Annotated in this window: 16 protein-coding genes and 3 tRNA genes; 4 read left to right on the top strand and 15 right to left on the bottom strand. The window is 61.3% G+C overall.

Annotated elements, in window-relative coordinates; genetic code table 11:
* Window positions 1-2: 2 nt before the first annotated feature.
* Both IEX57_RS09240 and IEX57_RS09235 read left to right on the top strand, forming a co-directional pair.
* On the top strand, window positions 3-1,061 hold the full coding sequence (locus IEX57_RS09240; protein WP_188704012.1) for an FAD:protein FMN transferase: 1,059 nt from the start codon (window positions 3-5) through the stop codon (window positions 1,059-1,061).
* Window positions 1,058-2,671 (top strand): flavodoxin domain-containing protein, encoded by a 1,614-nt coding sequence (locus IEX57_RS09235; protein WP_229708934.1) that lies wholly within the window; start codon window positions 1,058-1,060, stop codon window positions 2,669-2,671. Before IEX57_RS09240 ends, IEX57_RS09235 begins: the two co-directional genes overlap by 4 nt.
* Before the next feature lie 64 nt (window positions 2,672-2,735).
* On the opposite strand, the gene IEX57_RS09230 is transcribed toward IEX57_RS09235, so the two are convergent.
* The 3 genes from IEX57_RS09230 to IEX57_RS09220 form a co-directional block, all read right to left on the bottom strand.
* Window positions 2,736-2,809 (bottom strand) — tRNA-Cys (locus tag IEX57_RS09230).
* Window positions 2,810-2,864: 55 nt separating this feature from the next.
* A tRNA-Gly gene (locus tag IEX57_RS09225) sits at window positions 2,865-2,940 on the bottom strand.
* A 26-nt stretch (window positions 2,941-2,966) separates the two neighbouring features.
* Window positions 2,967-3,042: transfer RNA gene (locus IEX57_RS09220), tRNA-Gly, on the bottom strand.
* Window positions 3,043-3,307: 265 nt separating this feature from the next.
* Here IEX57_RS09220 and nadA point away from each other — a divergent pair.
* Entirely contained in the window at window positions 3,308-4,225 is a 918-nt protein-coding gene (gene nadA / locus IEX57_RS09215; RefSeq protein WP_188704011.1) for a quinolinate synthase NadA, read from the top strand.
* 80 nt (window positions 4,226-4,305) lie between these two features.
* A complete protein-coding gene (locus IEX57_RS09210) occupies window positions 4,306-5,364 on the top strand; it encodes a bifunctional nicotinamide-nucleotide adenylyltransferase/Nudix hydroxylase (RefSeq protein WP_188704009.1) in 1,059 nt (352 codons plus the stop codon).
* A gap of 79 nt (window positions 5,365-5,443) precedes the next feature.
* Here IEX57_RS09210 and IEX57_RS09205 read toward each other — a convergent pair whose 3' ends face one another.
* The 12 genes from IEX57_RS09205 to IEX57_RS09150 form a co-directional block, all read right to left on the bottom strand.
* A complete protein-coding gene (locus IEX57_RS09205; protein ID WP_188704007.1) occupies window positions 5,444-5,920 on the bottom strand; it encodes a type II secretion system protein in 477 nt (158 codons plus the stop codon).
* Between the two features lies 1 nt (window position 5,921).
* Window positions 5,922-6,311 carry a type II secretion system protein gene (locus tag IEX57_RS09200; RefSeq protein ID WP_188704006.1) on the bottom strand — a complete coding sequence of 130 codons (390 nt, stop codon included), beginning with the start codon at window positions 6,309-6,311 and terminating at the stop codon, window positions 5,922-5,924.
* Window positions 6,312-6,321: 10 nt separating this feature from the next.
* On the bottom strand, window positions 6,322-6,795 hold the full coding sequence (locus IEX57_RS09195; RefSeq protein ID WP_188704004.1) for a type II secretion system protein: 474 nt from the start codon (window positions 6,793-6,795) through the stop codon (window positions 6,322-6,324).
* Between the two features lie 14 nt (window positions 6,796-6,809).
* Window positions 6,810-8,828, bottom strand: a complete 2,019-nt coding sequence (locus tag IEX57_RS09190; protein WP_188704002.1) for a secretin GspD/PilQ domain-containing protein — start codon at window positions 8,826-8,828, stop codon at window positions 6,810-6,812.
* Window positions 8,829-8,850: 22 nt separating this feature from the next.
* Entirely contained in the window at window positions 8,851-9,459 is a 609-nt protein-coding gene (locus IEX57_RS09185; RefSeq protein ID WP_188704001.1) for a hypothetical protein, read from the bottom strand.
* Window positions 9,459-9,983, bottom strand: a complete 525-nt coding sequence (locus IEX57_RS09180) for a hypothetical protein (protein WP_188703999.1) — start codon at window positions 9,981-9,983, stop codon at window positions 9,459-9,461. Before IEX57_RS09180 ends, IEX57_RS09185 begins: the two co-directional genes overlap by 1 nt.
* Window positions 9,980-10,507, bottom strand: a complete 528-nt coding sequence (locus tag IEX57_RS09175; protein WP_188703997.1) for a hypothetical protein — start codon at window positions 10,505-10,507, stop codon at window positions 9,980-9,982. The genes IEX57_RS09180 and IEX57_RS09175 overlap by 4 nt, the downstream gene beginning before the upstream one ends.
* Window positions 10,507-11,331: a hypothetical protein gene (locus tag IEX57_RS09170; RefSeq protein WP_188703995.1), complete on the bottom strand. Its 825-nt coding sequence runs from the start codon at window positions 11,329-11,331 to the stop codon at window positions 10,507-10,509. Before IEX57_RS09170 ends, IEX57_RS09175 begins: the two co-directional genes overlap by 1 nt.
* The gene (locus tag IEX57_RS09165) at window positions 11,312-12,970 is read right to left on the bottom strand and encodes a GspE/PulE family protein (RefSeq protein WP_188703994.1); all 1,659 of its coding nucleotides are present in this window, start codon (window positions 12,968-12,970) and stop codon (window positions 11,312-11,314) included. The genes IEX57_RS09170 and IEX57_RS09165 overlap by 20 nt, the downstream gene beginning before the upstream one ends.
* Window positions 12,967-14,139 (bottom strand): type II secretion system F family protein, encoded by a 1,173-nt coding sequence (locus IEX57_RS09160; RefSeq protein WP_188703993.1) that lies wholly within the window; start codon window positions 14,137-14,139, stop codon window positions 12,967-12,969. The genes IEX57_RS09165 and IEX57_RS09160 overlap by 4 nt, the downstream gene beginning before the upstream one ends.
* Window positions 14,140-14,159: 20 nt before the next feature.
* A complete protein-coding gene (gene gspG / locus IEX57_RS09155; RefSeq protein ID WP_229708933.1) occupies window positions 14,160-14,585 on the bottom strand; it encodes a type II secretion system major pseudopilin GspG in 426 nt (141 codons plus the stop codon).
* 340 nt (window positions 14,586-14,925) lie between these two features.
* A complete protein-coding gene (locus IEX57_RS09150; RefSeq protein ID WP_188703991.1) occupies window positions 14,926-15,300 on the bottom strand; it encodes a nuclear transport factor 2 family protein in 375 nt (124 codons plus the stop codon).
* Between the last annotated feature and the right edge of the window lie 90 nt (window positions 15,301-15,390).

The raw sequence follows: 15,390 nt of genomic DNA, 5'->3' as shown, positions 1-15,390 counted from the left end.
CCATGGTGACGTCCGCAGAACTGAACCCGCCCGCCGTGCGGGTGCTGATCCCGCCGGCATTGTTGCAAGAGGCCGTGCGGCCGGCGCCCGCGCATGCGCGCTTGCTGCGTTTTGCGGGCGACACCATGGGCACCACCTGGAGCGTGCTATGTCTGGATGCCGAAACCCGGCCGGAGCCAACGATCCACGCCGCCATCGTGGCGGTGCTCGACCAGGTGGTGCGGCAGATGAGCAACTGGCGCGGCGACTCGGACATCAGCCGTTTTAACCAGGCTGCGGCGGGTGAGTGGGTAACGCTGCCGGCAGATTGTTTTCATGTGGTCGATACCGCGCTGCGCATCGCCAGGTTGAGCGGTGGCGCCTACGACCCGACCGCTGCCGCACTGGTCAACCTTTGGGGATTTGGCCCGGCCCCGCGGCGGGATAGCGCGCCGGCGCTGACCGAAATCCTGCGCGTGCGCGCGTTTTGTGGCTGGGCCCGGATCGAACTGGACGCCGCCACCCGCCGTATCCGCCAACCCGGCGGCGTGGCGCTGGATCTGTGCGCCATTGCCAAGGGTTTTGCCGTGGACGCCGTGAGTGCCAGGTTGGGCGAATCCGGCCTGAGTCATCACCTGGTGGAAATCGGCGGCGAACTGCGTGGCGCGGGCATCAAGCCGGACGGCTTGCCCTGGTGGGTGGATCTGGAAGCGCCGCCGCTTGAGGACGACGCCAAGCCGCAGACCGCCCTGCAGCAGGATCGCATTGCACTGCATGAACTGGCCGTGGCCACCTCCGGCGACTATCGCCGCTATTTCATCGACCGCGTGCAACGCCAGCGTTACGCCCACACCATTGACCCGCGCACCGGTTACCCGGCCAGCCACGCCCTGGCCTCCGTGACCGTGATCCATGCCCAGTGCATGCTGGCCGATGCATGGTCCACCGCGCTGACCGTGCTGGGCCCGCAAGCCGGGCTGGCCGTGGCGGAGCGGCATCATCTGGCTGTACGTTTCATCCTGCGCACCCCGACGGGGTTTCGCGAAACATGCAGCGCAGCTTGGGCGGCGATGCTGGAATGAGCGCCGTCGCCCAGACTCGCCGGCCATTCAGTCCGGCCATGATGATTTGCGCCTTGCTGGCGCTGACCGGCTTGTTGCTTGGTTGCATGGCCAGCGCGCATCAGCTCAAGGCGCTGGGTGTGATCGTGCTGTATGCCGGTTGCTGCGGCCTGATTCTCAACCGCCACGCCCGGCGTAAACCGCCGCCGCCAGCGCGTGGCAGTGCGGCGGAAGTGACCCTGGTTGTCTGGGCCAGCCAGACCGGTTATGCCGAACAACTGGCCCGGCAAACCACCAGCGCGCTGGCGCAAGCCGGTGTCGCCACGCACAGCATGCCGCTGTCTGCGCTTGCGCCCGCACAACTGGCCGACTACCGCCGCGCGCTGTTCATTGTCAGCACCACGGGCGAGGGCGACGCGCCGGACGAAGCTGCCAGCTTCATGCGTCAGGCCGCGCATCTGCCCGCGGGCGCGCTGGCGCAACTTGAATATGGCCTGCTGGCGCTGGGCGATCGCAGTTACCGTCATTTCTGCGCGTTTGGGCATGAACTGGCCGCCTGGCTGGAACACCACGGCGCGCGCACGCAGTTTGATCTGATCGAAGTCGATAACGCCGACGCTGGTGCCTTGCGTCACTGGCAACAACAGTTATCAGCGCTGGCCGGCGGCAAGGCCATGGCAGATTGGGAAGCACCGCAATACGCAGACTGGCTTTTGCAGACGCGGCAATGGCTGAATGCCGGCTCTGCGGGTGATCCGGTATTTTTGCTCTCGCTGGCACCGGCGGCGGGCGTCTTGCCTGCCTGGCAAGCGGGCGATATCGCAGAGGTCGGCCCCTGTCATGCGCCAGAGTATGTCCAGCAGTGGCTGGCAGAGCTGGGTTACAGCGCAGACGAGCCGGTATTGCTGGACGGTCAAAGCGTTACACTGGCCGCCGCACTGGCAACCCGGATGAAACCGGATGCGCCATTGCAAGGCAGCGCCCAAGCCCAGATCGACGCGCTGCCACGGCTGGCGCATCGCGAGTATTCAATCGCCTCCATCCCCGCAGACGGCACGCTGGACCTGCTGGTGCGGCAGGCGCGTCATCCCGATCCGCACCATGCAGAAGGCTTTCGCCCGGGTCTTGCCTCCGGTTGGCTGACCCGATACGCCCCCGCAGGTGGGCCAATTGCCCTGCGCATCCGCAACAACCGCAGTTTTCATCCACCGGCAGATGACCGCCCCTTGATTTTGATCGGCAATGGCACCGGCCTTGCCGGGCTGCGCGCGCACCTGAAAACCCGCGCCGCCCGCGGGCATCACCGTAACTGGCTGATCTTTGGCGAACGCAATGTCGCCCATGACGCCCTGCTGCAAGCAGAACTGGCCGCCTGGCAAAACCAGGGCGTGATCGCACGGCTGGACCGCATCTGGTCACGCGACGGCGACGCCATCCGCTACGTGCAGGATCAGGTCAGCGCAGCTGGCGCGGATCTCATCCAGTGGGTGGAAGACGGCGCCGCAGTGTACGTATGCGGCAGCCAGCAAGGCATGGCCGCAGGCGTACACCGCGCATTGCTTGATCTTCTGGGTGAAGACTGGCTGCACCTGCTGGCCGGGGAAGCGCGTTACCAGCGGGATGTGTATTGAGGGTTGGAAGCGCGGCAGTGAAAAACAAAAAAGCCATCCTGGAGGATGGCTTTTTTGATGAAGCTGGAGGCGCGAGCCGGAGTCGAACCGACCTACACGGATTTGCAATCCGGTGCATAACCGCTTTGCTATCGCGCCAGGCTAACTGGCAAAAAAGGGAAAGTCATTGCTGCTTTCCCTTTTTTTGAATATGTGGAGCGGGAAACGAGGCTCGAACTCGCGACCTCAACCTTGGCAAGGTTGCGCTCTACCAACTGAGCTATTCCCGCATAGTTGTGGCACAAAAGAGAGACAGTGGAGCGGGAAACGAGGCTCGAACTCGCGACCTCAACCTTGGCAAGGTTGCGCTCTACCAACTGAGCTATTCCCGCACTGTTTCGCTGCTGTGCTGCAACGAGGAACGCATTATGGCTAGGGCTTTACGGGCTGTCAACACCTCTTTTTGCAGAAATCCGAAAAGCGGTGCTTTATCTGGCACATTCTTATGCTAATCTGGCTGACCCGGTATTGCATTGCGGGATTCGCAATGCGCAAAAAGTGCCGTGGTGACAGTGAGTTGCGTCAGTCTTGACGCGAAAGACCAACCGTTATGCCTGTTTGCGGGAAAGCCCGCAAATTTTTACATGGAGGAACGCCATGTCACGCCGCGTCGTCACGCTCGCGCATTACTACACCGAGCCCCACATCCAGCAAATGGCCGATAAAGTCGGCGACAGCCTGGAACTCTCTCTTTATGCCAAAGAATGTGAAGCCGACACCATTGTGTTTGCCGGCGTGCGTTTCATGGCAGAAACCGCCAAGATTCTGAACCCGCAAGCCGAAGTCATCCTGCCGGATCGCGGGTCGACCTGTTCTTTGGTGACGCAGACCGACGTCACCGCACTCAAAGCCTGGCGCGAAAGCTATCCTGATCACGTGCATGTGTCTTACATCAATTCGTCCGCAGAGCATAAAGCGCTGTCTGACTGGATTGTGACCAGCCGCAATGTCGATGACATCATTGCCCACCTGTATGCCGAGGGCAAAAAGGTGATTTTCTCGCCCGACCGCAATATGGGCGCGTATCTGAATTTCCAGTATGACTACGACATGCCGTTGTGGTCGGCCGTGTGCGAAGTGCACGACAAGTTCAACCAGGCCGCGCTGGATGAAGCCTTTGCCGCCATCGCCGGCGACAAATACCTGATCGCCCACCCGGAAAGCCCGCTGCCGGTGCTGCAAAAGGCCGATTACGTCGGTTCGACCTCGGGCATGCTGAACTGGATCAAGGCCTATAACCAGGCGCCGGATGCTGTCATTTTTGTGGCAACAGAAGATGGCATTCTCTACAACATGCGCAAGGCGCGGCCTGATCTGAAGATTGAACAGGCCCCGATCTACTCCGGTTGCCAGTGCAATCAGTGCCCGTACATGAAGCTCAACACGCAGCAGGCTGTTGAGCGCGCGCAGGCGGGCGAGGGTATCCGGATTGATTACCTGAGCGACGCCCAGATGGACGCTGCGCGCTTGCCGATTGAGCGCATGCTGGAATTCAGCCGCCGCTATTACCAGTAAAACGGCAGGTCAGAAGGGCTGTTGCGACAGCCCTTTTTCAATTCAGGCAGCCAGCCCACAGAGCGGGAGAGTGGCGATTCATGCGTTTTGACTATCTGGTTTTCATTGGCCGTTTCCAGCCGGTGCACCTTGGGCACATGAAGGTGATCGAGGCCGCCATGCAGCAGGCGGGCAAGCTCATCATCATCTGCGGTTCTGCCCGGCAGGCGCTCAGCCCGCGCAATCCGTTCACCCAGGATCAGCGTGAAGACATGCTGCGCGCCGCCTTGCCGCCCGAGTGGCAAGACCGCGTGTTCCTTGTCGGTTGTTCTGACCGCATGTACAACGACCAGCAATGGGTGACGGAAGTACAGAACCTGGTCGACAAGGTCATCGCCGTGGATACCGCCAATGTGGGCAGCCGCGAGGCGCAGTTCAATATTGGCGTGATCGGCAGCCCGTCGCGCCGGCATACCTGGTATCTGGACCTGTTTCCGCAGTGGGAACGGGTAGAAGTAGAAGACGAGCCGGATATTGATGCCTCCCATATCCGGCAGGGCCTGCTGTGCGAGGGCGGCAAGCACTTTGCCGATTACGCCCGCAAACTGCCGCCGGCCGTGTATGACTGGCTGAACGACTTTCGCGCCAGTGCCACCTGGCAAACGCTGGCCGATGAATACCGCTGGCTGCAGGACCACAAAAAAGCGTGGTCCGTGGCGCCGTATCCGCCAACCTTTGTGACCGTCGATGCGGTGGTGATCCACTCTGGCCATATCTTGCTGGTGCGCCGGCGCAACCTGCCCGGGCGCGGCTTGTGGGCGTTACCGGGCGGGTTTGTGGATGAGGATGAGCCCATCCGCGATGCGGCGATCCGTGAATTGCGCGAAGAAACCCGGCTGAAGGTGCCCGCGCCCGTGCTGGCCGGGTCTATCCGCGCCAACCGCGTGTTCGACCATCCGCGCCGCAGCTTGCGTGGCCGCACGATTACCCATGCGTTTCTGATTGAACTGACGCCCACCGGCGATGGCCTGCCCAAAGTGCGTGGCGGAGACGACGCTGACCGCGCGCGCTGGGTGCCGTTGTTTGAATTCACGCGGATGGAAGCGCAACTGTTTGAAGACCACTTCTATATCGTGAACTGGTTTTTGGGGCAGATTTGAGGGGCCGCCGAGGTCCGGAATGACAAGGTGGCGGGCGGAGGGCATTGTTCTGGCCGGGTATCACTACCCGGTACCCGACTTACCGCCGCATGGCACCGCCGCCGCTGGGCCATTGCACAAACTTCCAGTCCTGATAGCTGTTCTTGTTGGCAAACGTGGCGTAGCTGGCGGGGAAGTTGTCTTGTTTGAGCGGTTTGTCCGTGGCTTTGCTGTAAACGCCCATGATGCCGCCACCGGGCGCGGCGATGTACAGCCAGTCTTCCCCGGTGATGGGGTCTTTATAGGCTTTGCGCAAAAAGCGGCGGGGGAAGGGGACGCGCGGGTCTGAGACCAGATCGTCCAGCGTTTTGGGGTATTGCGCGGGCTGGCCGGTGGCGGTCTGGGCAATGTATCCGGCCAGGGCGTGGCCGATTTCGTCGCCTTCGACCAGCAACTCTTGTTCCTTGAGCCGGCGGATGCGGGTTTGCCAGACTTCAGCCACTTCAGCCAGATAAATGCCGGTGATCAGCACCATCATCAGCGCCCAGGCGTAGGCAAAGCCGCGCTGGCGTCGCATCTCACCAGTCCTTGTAGGCCGTGCCGTCGTGCGCGGTGCCGTCGGCGCCGCTTTTGACGTCGTACACGCCAGTGCCGTTTTCCGGGGCAACGATGACCCAGGTATCGCGCTGGCCGGTGATCGGGTCCAGCGGCACTTCGCGCAGGTATTTGCGTGTGACCAGTTCGTCCAGATTGGTCGGGTAGTGACCGGTGTCGGCATCGAACTTGTCGATGGCATCACGCATGGCGACCAGATTGTGCCGCAGCACTACTTCCTGGGCGCGGTCGGTCTGCTGGAAATACCGGGGCACCACCAGCGTCAGCAGGCTGGCCATGATGGCCAGCACCACCAGCAACTCGATCAGGGTGAAGCCGCGGCGCGCGGCGCGGGGAAATGAGCGGATCAGCATGAATCTGCAACTACCACTGGCGGTACGGCTGGCCATTCAGGCCCACCGCTTCTGATAAAGAATAGACGTCATACACGTCTTTGCCTTCTTCCGGCGAGTCGGGCGGACTGGCGTAGCTGCGCTTGCCCCAGGTTTCATCGTTTTTCTTGCTGGGACAATCACAGAACGGGTCACGCGGAATACGGCGCAGGAAATACATCTTGTTGCCGGCCGGGTCTTTCATGTCTTTCACCCCGTCCACCAGCACGTTCAGCGTCGGCGGAAAACCGGTGTCTTCGATTGATTTGGTGATGCGGCCATCATCCACCGCCTGTTTGTAGGCATCGATGGCGGCGCGCATCTGCCACAGATTGCGGTGCAACTCTTCTTCACGCGTGCGTTGCGCCGCAATCTGGGTGAGCGGCAGCGCCACCGTGGCCAGTACGGCCAGGATGGTCAGCGTCACCATCAGTTCAATCAGCGTAAAGCCGGCGTGCCGTTGCATGATGCGGCCCAGGCTTAGCGCCGCCCCATGCTGCTGCGTACTTGCGGTACCGGCGTGCCGCTGGGCACGACCACGGGCTGGCCGGAGGGCTGCGCTGGCGGTTGTTGCGGCAAGGGTTGCGGTTGCGGCACGCCCGGCAATTGCTGCTGCGGTACCGGCATGACCGGTTGCGGTGCCGGCGCCGGCATGCTGCCATCGCTGCCGTTGGTGATGTTCACGGTCGACTTGCTGCGCAGCAAGAGCGGTTCAGTGGTCATCTGGCCTTCGGTACCGCTATCAAAGGTGGTCACGTAGGAGCTGGGCAGCGGCAGGTTGCGCACAATATGCGGCGTGATCAGCAAGACGAGTTCGGTCTTGTTCTTCTGGGTGGATTTGGTGCCAAAGATGCGATCCAGAATGGGCACTTCACCCAGGCCCGGAATGGCCGAACCGGTAATCTGGTCGTTCCGCTGCAACAGGCCGCCCAGCACCTGGGTTTCGTTATCGCGCGAGGCCATCACGGTTTCGGCGTGGCGGGTGCCGATCTGGTACACGGTCAGGCCGGTTTGCGTGGTGATGGTGTTGGTGACGTTAGAGACTTCCATCACCACTTTCATGCTGATATCGCCTTCCACCGAGATGGTCGGCTCGACATTGAGCGTCAGGCCGACATCCTGGTAGTTCACGTTCTCGCTGGTGACGCCGTTGCTGGTGGTGTTGGTGATCACCGGCAGCCGGTCACCGATCAGGATCTTGGCCTTTTCCTTGTTTTTCACGCGGATATTGGGCGAGGCCAGTACGTTGGTGTTGCCCTTGTCATGGGTGAGGTTGGCCGTCACCGTGGGCGAGCCAAAATTCATCAGCACGTTGGAGCGGTTGATGTTGGCCAGCTGATCCAGGGTCAGCGAACCCGTATAGGTGCCGGCTGCGCTGGGGTTGGTGGTGCCATCTGCATTCAGCGCCGGTACGCCCAGCGTGGCGCTGACGCTCTTGGGGTACTGGATGCCCAGGTTCAACAGGTCCGAGCTGGAGACTTCCAGAATCTGCGCGCTGATATCGACTTCAGATTGCGGCAGGTCAATGGCGTGCACCAGGCGTTCTGCCACCTCAATGGCTTCCGGCGTGTCACGCATCACGATCATGTTCAGGCGGTCATCAATGTACACGTCCCGCGTTTTGACCATCTGTTTGATCATGGCCAGCACTTGCTTGGGATCGGCATTGCCCACGTAGAACGTGCGCATCACCAGGTCCTTGTAGTCACGGTCTTTGTCCGGGCGCTTGGGGTAGATCAGGATGGTGTTGTCGTTCAGGATCTTCTTGTCGAGCTGGTTGGTGGTCAGCAACAGGTTGATCACATCCTGCACCGTGGTATCGCGGGCAAAGATGGTGGTTTTCAGGTTGGGCGGCACGTCGCGGTCAAAAATGAAATTGACCTTGCCGATACGCGAAATGATATCGAACACGCTGGTCAGCGACTGATCACGAAACTGCAGCGAGATCGGGCTTCTGAGGGCGGCGGCCAGCGTGGGTTTGAGTGTGTTGTTGCGGGTGATCTTGCTCTGGATTTCATCCTTGAGGCGGATGGCCTGGAAATTGCGCGGGTCATCTGCCAGCACCTGATCAACCACCACCAGCGCGTTTTCCGGCTGATCGTTCTTGAGGGTCTGCGCGTACTTGAGCATGGAGTTGTGGCGCAGATCGCCCTCGATCATGCTCACGCCTTCTTTGGCCACGGCGTTGCCCGGCTCCCACTGCAGCACGTGCTGGAACGCGGCCAGTGCATTGGCGCTGTCGCCGGCGGCACGCGCGGCCTGGCCTTGCTGCACCAGCAATTGCACGTAGGTCTGCTTCTGGCGCTCGTAGGTGGCGCGCAGTTGCAGGTCATCCGGGTGTGCGGCCAGCTCGGTCTGCATGTACTGCATGGCCTGTTCCGGATTGCCCTGCAGGATCATCTGTTTGCCCATATCAGGCGCGCTGGGCGCGCAGGCAGCCAGCATCGCGGCGGTCAGACCGTTAGCCAGGGCACATCGCAGGCGGGATTTCGCAATCATGGTCATCTCTTGTCTGCGCCGGTCAGGGCGCTCCTCCTACGGGAAGTGTCTGCACTTCATTGAGCGGCAGATAGGTCAGCACGACGGCGTCGTGGCTGACTTTATCCACACGGTAAATGCCCAGCAGCACTTCTCCTTGTTGTACGCGTCCCAGCGCATCGCAGCGCTGGCAGATCACATATTGCTGGCCACCGGCCTCCACCACGATCTGATCCCCGGCCGGATCGCGCCAGGTGGCGACCACCCGCAGTGGCAATGGGGGTGCCACGGGCTTGGGGGTCGGTGTGGGTTTGGGCGTTGGCGTGGGCGGCGGTGGCAACGGTTGCCAGTTCTGCCTTGGAAACAAATCCACAAAGGCCACGGCAGAGGCGGCCGAAGCCATCGATGCATTCTTGCCTGCCGCAACACCGCTGGCCGCACTGGCATTGCTGGCCATGCTGGCGCTGGCTGCTGCCGCATCGTTGCTGGCGGCGGCGTCGCTGGCAATCTGGTTGATGCGCGCAGGCCGCGGGCGAGACTCCACTACGGCGCTGCTGGCCTTGTCGGCGTCATCCTGGCGGCCTTGCCACCAGGTATAACCGGTCAGGCACAGCGTAACGCCAAGCACAATCTGCAAAGGGCGCGACAACATCAGCGCACCTCCGTCAGGTAACTCAGCTGCAATTGCATCGACAGCAGATCGTCGTCGATCCGGCCGCGGGTCATGACCAGGGTTTCTACCCGCACGCCAGGCAGCGCCTGTAAATCCTGCACCAGGCCACGGATATCCAGATACTTGCCCTGCGCCGGAAACTGCACGCCGTAACGCACCAGATGCCCGTCAGCCTCCGCCGTCGATTTGTAATCGCTCTGGCTGATCATGATGTGGTGCTTGTCGCCCAGTGTGCTTATCTGGCGCAGAAAACCGGTAAATGTATCTGGCGTTTTCAGTGGTTGCAGGCCAGCAGTGGCCGAGGCCGCGCCGGCGTTGCTGCGCAGGCGGTGCGCCAGGTCTTCTACATCGGCCTCGCGCCGGTCCAGGTCACGGTTGAACGGCACCACCGTTTGTCGGTAAACCAGAATGCCGGCCACCACCAGCGCCACGCCAACCCAGCCCAGCAGGCCGGCGTACTTGGGCCACTGCCGCAGTGTCCAGATCACTTGTGCCTGCTTCATGGCTGCGGCTCCCGCCAGACCACTTCCAGCACCGATTGCGTCGGCTTGAACGGGTCGGTGATCTTGATGCCCTGGTGCGCCATGGTCACGCGGGTGACGCCGGGCGTTTTTTGCAGGGTGTCGACCAGGGCCAGGGCGTCATTGAGCGTGCGCGATTCCATTTCCAGCTTCAGATCGTGATCGGCCGTGTTGACCTCGATCCTGGTGTAGGCAATGTTGGGGTTCCAGGTTTTTTCCAGCAGGGTCAGGCCGGTTTCCGGGCTGATCATCTGGCCACGGCGGATGGTGGCAATCTTGGCATTGGCCGGGATTTCCTTGCGCGCGGCCTGCTGTTGTTGCTCCAGATGTTTCTTCTGCCAGGAGACCTGGTCTTCCCGCTCGGCAATCTGGTCGCGGCGCTGCTTGGCAATGTCTTGCTGGGTGAGCGCCCACAGCAGCACCACCACGCCAAGGGTGGTCATCACCAGACCGATCCACGGTGTGTGTGTGGGTTTGCGATGGAAATCAAGCTGGATGGGCTGCATCAGGCTGGCCCCGCCAGAACGGGTTCAGCGGCCTCACGCCAGTCGGCCGGCCAGGCAAAGCGCGGGTGCACGCCGCCCAGTGTATGCAAGGTCATGCCTTCGGCGGAAAGCCCGGAAAGCTGGATGTCCGAGGACACCACGTACACCTGGCGCGGCATGAAATCAGAGACCAGCATGCTGGCGTCGCGCACCAGCGCGGCCAGGGCTTCCCCATCCGGGCGCGGGTTGAGCGCAAACGGCAGCGTCACGCTGGCACGCCAGCCGCTGCGCCAGAACACACAGGTGGTGTGTTCGGCTTCGATCAGCAAGAGGGCAAACTCTTTGCCCTTGAGCGATTTGTGATGCCGGTTGATGGCCGCAGTCAGCAGCGGCTCGCATTGGGTCAGTCGCAGTTTCTGGTTTTTGGCCATGTCCACCAGCGTCTGATACAGACCCTGATCCATGGCCGCTGCCAGCCGCGGCCGGCCATAAACGCCCTCGGCCACCTGCACGCGCCAGGTTTCCGTGCCCACGCCATATTGCTGGCCCAGCAGCACGCGGGCATAGCCTTGCCAGTCGGCATCACGCTTGAGGTTGTCTTGCCACGGCAACACCGTGTAACGCACCCACGGCGCGCCAATCATCAATTGCAGGGTGTCGATGCCAAAGCGCCCGCGCGGGCTTTGTGCCAGCAGTTGCTGCAGCCGGGTCATGGCGCTTTCGGTTGATTGTTCTATCGGCGCCCGGCGGCGTTGCGGCAGGGCTTTGCCAAAGGCCGGGCCGCTGGCCAGCAGCACATGCCGGCGCGAGAACCAAGCGTGGTGGTTAATCCAGGAATGTGACACGGTTCACCTCCTGCAATGTGGTTTCCCCGCGAGACACCGCCGCGATCGCGGCCTTGCGCATGCTGATGAATCCTTTGCTGGCTGCCATATGTTTGACTTCGACCGCCGGCGCGCGGCTGGCAATGGCTTGCTTGAGTGCGTCGTCCATGCGCAGCACCTCGGCAATCGCCTTGCGGCCCAGATACCCCGTGCCGCGACAAGCCTGGCAACCGGCGCCTTTCTTGAAGCGCCAGCCCGCCGTTTGCACACGGGTAACGCCAGAAACGGCCAGCAGCTCATCGTCCGGGTTGTCATCGGTAATACAGTGCGGGCAGATCTTGCGGATCAGCCGCTGTGCCACCACGCCAATCAGCGCATCGACAAAACTGTGTGTTTCCACGCCCATGTGCAAAAAGCGGTCGAGCACGCTGAATACGTTGTTGGCGTGCACGCTGGTCAGCACCAGGTGCCCCGTCAGCGCGGCTTGCACCGCAATGTTGGCGGTTTCGCCGTCACGGATTTCGCCGACCAGGATCTTGTCCGGATCGTGCCGCAAAATAGAGCGCAAACCGCGCGCAAAAGACAGACCCTTCTTGTCATTGACCGGAATCTGCAAAATGCCCTGGAGCTGGTATTCCACCGGGTCTTCAATGGTGATGATCTTTTCTTCGCCGGTATTGATCTCGGAGAGCGTGGCGTACAGCGTGGTCGACTTGCCCGAACCGGTCGGGCCGGTCACCAGCAGCAAGCCGTAGGGCTCGGTCGCCAGGCTGCGGATATTGCTCATGGTGGTGTCGTCAAACCCCAGGATATCCAGCCGTAGTTGCTTGAAGGCATCGCCAGCGTTTTGTTTATCCAGCACCCGCAATACGGCGTCTTCGCCCCAGATCGAGGGCATGATCGACACGCGAAAATCCACCTCGCGGCCATTGGCCAGCACCTTGAAGCGGCCATCTTGCGGAATACGCCGTTCAGAGATATCCAGTTCGGCCAGCACCTTGAGACGGGAGATCACCTGTTCGGCGGTCTCCACCCCGGCCGCGCCGCCAATGTGCAAGAGCACGCCGTCGATCCGGTATTTGATCGCCAGGCCCGTGGCGGTGCTTTCCAGGTGGATGTCGGACGCTTTGGCCTTGAGCGCATCGTACAAGGTGGAGTTGACCAGCTTGACCACCGGGTTGCTGTCTTGCGCCAGCGTGGCCAGCGAGATTTCCGGCACGCCGACATGCCCATTCTCGCCCTCGGTGCCCACGGCCAGTTGATCCATGGCGCGGTGAGAGGTCTCAAAGCTTTCCAGCCAGGTGCGCACGTCGTCGTAATGCGCCAGCACGGTGGTATACGGCACGGATACGCGTTGCTGCACCCAGTTGCGGGTGACACGGTTGAACGGGTCGCCCAGCACCAGCCGCAGCGTGCCATCCACGTCTTCCACCATCAGGCACTGGTGGCCGACGGCATCGCCATACGGCAACAGGTCATAACGCGGGAACTGCGCGGTCAGGTCTTCGCGGCCCAGCGCGGGCAGGCCCAGATAGCGGCTGACTTCCTGGCGATAACCGTCGTTATCCAGCCCCAGCGTTTGCTGCAACAACAGCGGCACGCCGGCCTCACCCGCGCTCTGGCGCAGATGGCTGATGAGTTCCAGATTGAGCGTGCTCATTGCATGCTCCCGGCCAGCTGGAAGATCGGCATATATAACAAGAACACGATGGAGCCGATCAACACGCCGATCAGCAACATCAAAATGGGTTCAAACAAACGCGTGAACATTTCAATGGCGCGGTCCAGTTCTTCATCACAGAACTGCGCGGCGCGTTCGCTCATGGTGGCCAGCTCGCCGCTTTGCTCGCCCACGCGCAACAGACGCTCGGCCACAGGCGTGGTCAGGCCGTAACGCGGCAGGGTAGAAGAGAGCGACTGGCCGGATTTGATATCCACAATGGCCTGGCCCAGCGCCAGACGCATCGGGGTGGGCAACAGTTGGGCCGACATCTCCATGGCGGCCACCAGCGATACGCCGCCCGACAGCAGCAGGCCCACCGTGCGGAAAAACCGCGTCAGCGAAAACAGCCGCCGGTATTCATTCATGCGCGGCAAGCGCCAGAAGGCCTCTGCCAGTGCCAGTTGCACTGCGGGCGTGCGCAGCAACACCACCGCCAGGATGATGGTGCCGATAATGCCGCCAAACAGGATGTCGCCGTGCTGATGCACCAGCTCGCCCCACCACAGCAAGACCTCGGCCGCAAACGGCAGGTTCTTCATGCTGGCGTAGATCTGGCTGAATTTGGGGATCACATAGAACAACAGAAACAGCATGATGCCGCCGCCAATGGTGATGATCACCATGGGGTAGATCAGTGCCGAGATAATCTTTTTCTTCACCGCCGCCAGGCGTGATTCGTAATGGTGATAGCGCTTGAGCGCGTTGGCCAGGTGGCCGGTTTTCTCGGCCGAGCCCACTGTGGCGATATACAGCGGCGGAAAATGTTCCGGCATTTGCGAGAGCACGCGGGAGAACGTCAGGCCCTGGTACAGGCCATCAATCATCAGGCCCAGCACCACGCGGTTGCCGTCGGCGGCGCTTTTTTCCTTGAGTGTTTCTACGGCCTCGACCAGCGTCAGGCCGGCTTCCAGCAGGGCAATCAGCTCTTGCGTGAACAAAGAGAGCGCGAACTCGCTCTTGCCCATGCTGAGCCGTTGCACAGGACGTGCCGAAACCAGAGCCGCACCCTGCGAGGCGAGGCGCTCTTTGAGCTCGGCCTCGTTGGCAGCGTCCAGCTCCAGTTCCTGCAGATTACCGGCAGAAAGGGCAGTGACCTTGTAGCGCATGGCGCAAAACCGGGGCGCGCTTACTGGAAGTAAGAGATGTCGGCGTCCTCATCCGTACCGCCCGGCTTGCCGTCGGCACCATAAGAGATGAGGTCGAAATCGTGGCCGTTCTCGCCGGGGCGGCGATAGACATAGGGCCGATCCCATGGGTCATTAGGCACGTCCTTGGTCAGGTACGGGCCTTGCCACTTGGGCTCGTCATTGGGCTTGGTATTGAGCGCAGTCAGACCTTGCTCGGTGGTGGGGTAGTGGCCCACATCCAGCCGATAATGGTCCAGCGCATCCGCCAGGGATTTCATCTGGCTGGCTGCAGTCTTGATCTTCGCCTTGCCGACTTCACCAAACAGCTTGGGGCCGACATAGCCGGCCAGAAGGGCAATGATCAACAACACGACCAGCAATTCAAGCAGCGTAAAGCCGCTGTTACGCATACGACGAAATTGCATTGCTTGTATCTCTACTTGTTTTTACCTTCTTCGGCTGCGCCTGTTTGATCTGGCACAACTCCATCCTCGAATCGCATCGTATACGGCGGGCTAACCAGCGGCAAGCGAGAGGGAGTACAGCAGGGAGAAGGTATGCTTAAAGAGTCAGTACCCACCACGAAGCTCACGGGGAGCTGACGGGCAGCAAACAGAATCTACAATGACTTGGCAAAAAAGGGTCAGAAAATCAGACCTTTGTCAGTTAGAGGCAACAATCTGCTTGAACTGTTACAGATTATCGGAAAAACAACGCCGTTGGGCCGACGCAACAGCGTGAAAGCATTGTCAGCCGTTGTTGGGGTCAGGTTGATGACAATGGCGTGCCTTGATGGAAAATCATCTGCCAGCGCTCATCCCGCCATTGCCAGATTGAACTGCGTAACGAACTGGCACCCGGCCGCCGGGGCGTGGGCAGCCGTTCTGCGGCATAGGTGACCAGCGCCGTATCGGGTGCCAGCCGGGTCAGCGCAAAGCGGCTGATGCGCCGTTGTGAAAACTGTTCGTCTGCCAGCGCCGCAATCACCGCCGTCTTGTGCCACAACGTACCGTTGATGCCCTGTTCAAAATAATCATCAGCCAGCAAGCGGCCCAGCGCCGTGGCGTCGGCGCGGATGTGTTGCTGGTGCAGTTGTTGTTCCAGCTGCAATAAATGGCCGGCCAGTTGCTCGTCAGTCATGGCTTTTGCCCGGATCAGGGTGTATGGATATATAGCCCGGCGCGCCCGTTCAGGCGAACCGGCCAGCGCCTTTTTTCACCTATCGCCACC

It is taken from the genome of Silvimonas iriomotensis (assembly GCF_014645535.1).
In the GTDB taxonomy this organism is placed as follows: domain Bacteria; phylum Pseudomonadota; class Gammaproteobacteria; order Burkholderiales; family Chitinibacteraceae; genus Silvimonas; species Silvimonas iriomotensis.
The sequence above is the reverse complement of the archived record's forward strand: the minus strand, read 5'-3'. Positions and strand labels throughout refer to the sequence as shown.

Excerpts from the sequence above, each read along its gene's own strand:
- IEX57_RS09190 (WP_188704002.1), bottom strand. The coding sequence starts at position 8,828 with ATGATTGCGAAATCCCGCCTGCGATGTGCCCTGGCTAACGGTCTGACC.
- nadA (WP_188704011.1), top strand. The coding sequence starts at position 3,308 with ATGTCACGCCGCGTCGTCACGCTCGCGCATTACTACACCGAGCCCCAC.
- IEX57_RS09195 (WP_188704004.1), bottom strand. The coding sequence starts at position 6,795 with ATGCAACGGCACGCCGGCTTTACGCTGATTGAACTGATGGTGACGCTG.
- IEX57_RS09185 (WP_188704001.1), bottom strand. The coding sequence starts at position 9,459 with ATGTTGTCGCGCCCTTTGCAGATTGTGCTTGGCGTTACGCTGTGCCTG.
- gspG (WP_229708933.1), bottom strand. The coding sequence starts at position 14,585 with ATGCAATTTCGTCGTATGCGTAACAGCGGCTTTACGCTGCTTGAATTG.
- IEX57_RS09235 (WP_229708934.1), top strand. The coding sequence starts at position 1,058 with ATGAGCGCCGTCGCCCAGACTCGCCGGCCATTCAGTCCGGCCATGATG.
- IEX57_RS09205 (WP_188704007.1), bottom strand. The coding sequence starts at position 5,920 with ATGCGACGCCAGCGCGGCTTTGCCTACGCCTGGGCGCTGATGATGGTG.
- IEX57_RS09200 (WP_188704006.1), bottom strand. The coding sequence starts at position 6,311 with ATGCTGATCCGCTCATTTCCCCGCGCCGCGCGCCGCGGCTTCACCCTG.
- IEX57_RS09150 (WP_188703991.1), bottom strand. The coding sequence starts at position 15,300 with ATGACTGACGAGCAACTGGCCGGCCATTTATTGCAGCTGGAACAACAA.
- IEX57_RS09160 (WP_188703993.1), bottom strand. The coding sequence starts at position 14,139 with ATGCGCTACAAGGTCACTGCCCTTTCTGCCGGTAATCTGCAGGAACTG.
- IEX57_RS09240 (WP_188704012.1), top strand. The coding sequence starts at position 3 with ATGGTGACGTCCGCAGAACTGAACCCGCCCGCCGTGCGGGTGCTGATC.
- IEX57_RS09175 (WP_188703997.1), bottom strand. The coding sequence starts at position 10,507 with ATGCAGCCCATCCAGCTTGATTTCCATCGCAAACCCACACACACACCG.
- IEX57_RS09210 (WP_188704009.1), top strand. The coding sequence starts at position 4,306 with ATGCGTTTTGACTATCTGGTTTTCATTGGCCGTTTCCAGCCGGTGCAC.
- IEX57_RS09180 (WP_188703999.1), bottom strand. The coding sequence starts at position 9,983 with ATGAAGCAGGCACAAGTGATCTGGACACTGCGGCAGTGGCCCAAGTAC.
- IEX57_RS09165 (WP_188703994.1), bottom strand. The coding sequence starts at position 12,970 with ATGAGCACGCTCAATCTGGAACTCATCAGCCATCTGCGCCAGAGCGCG.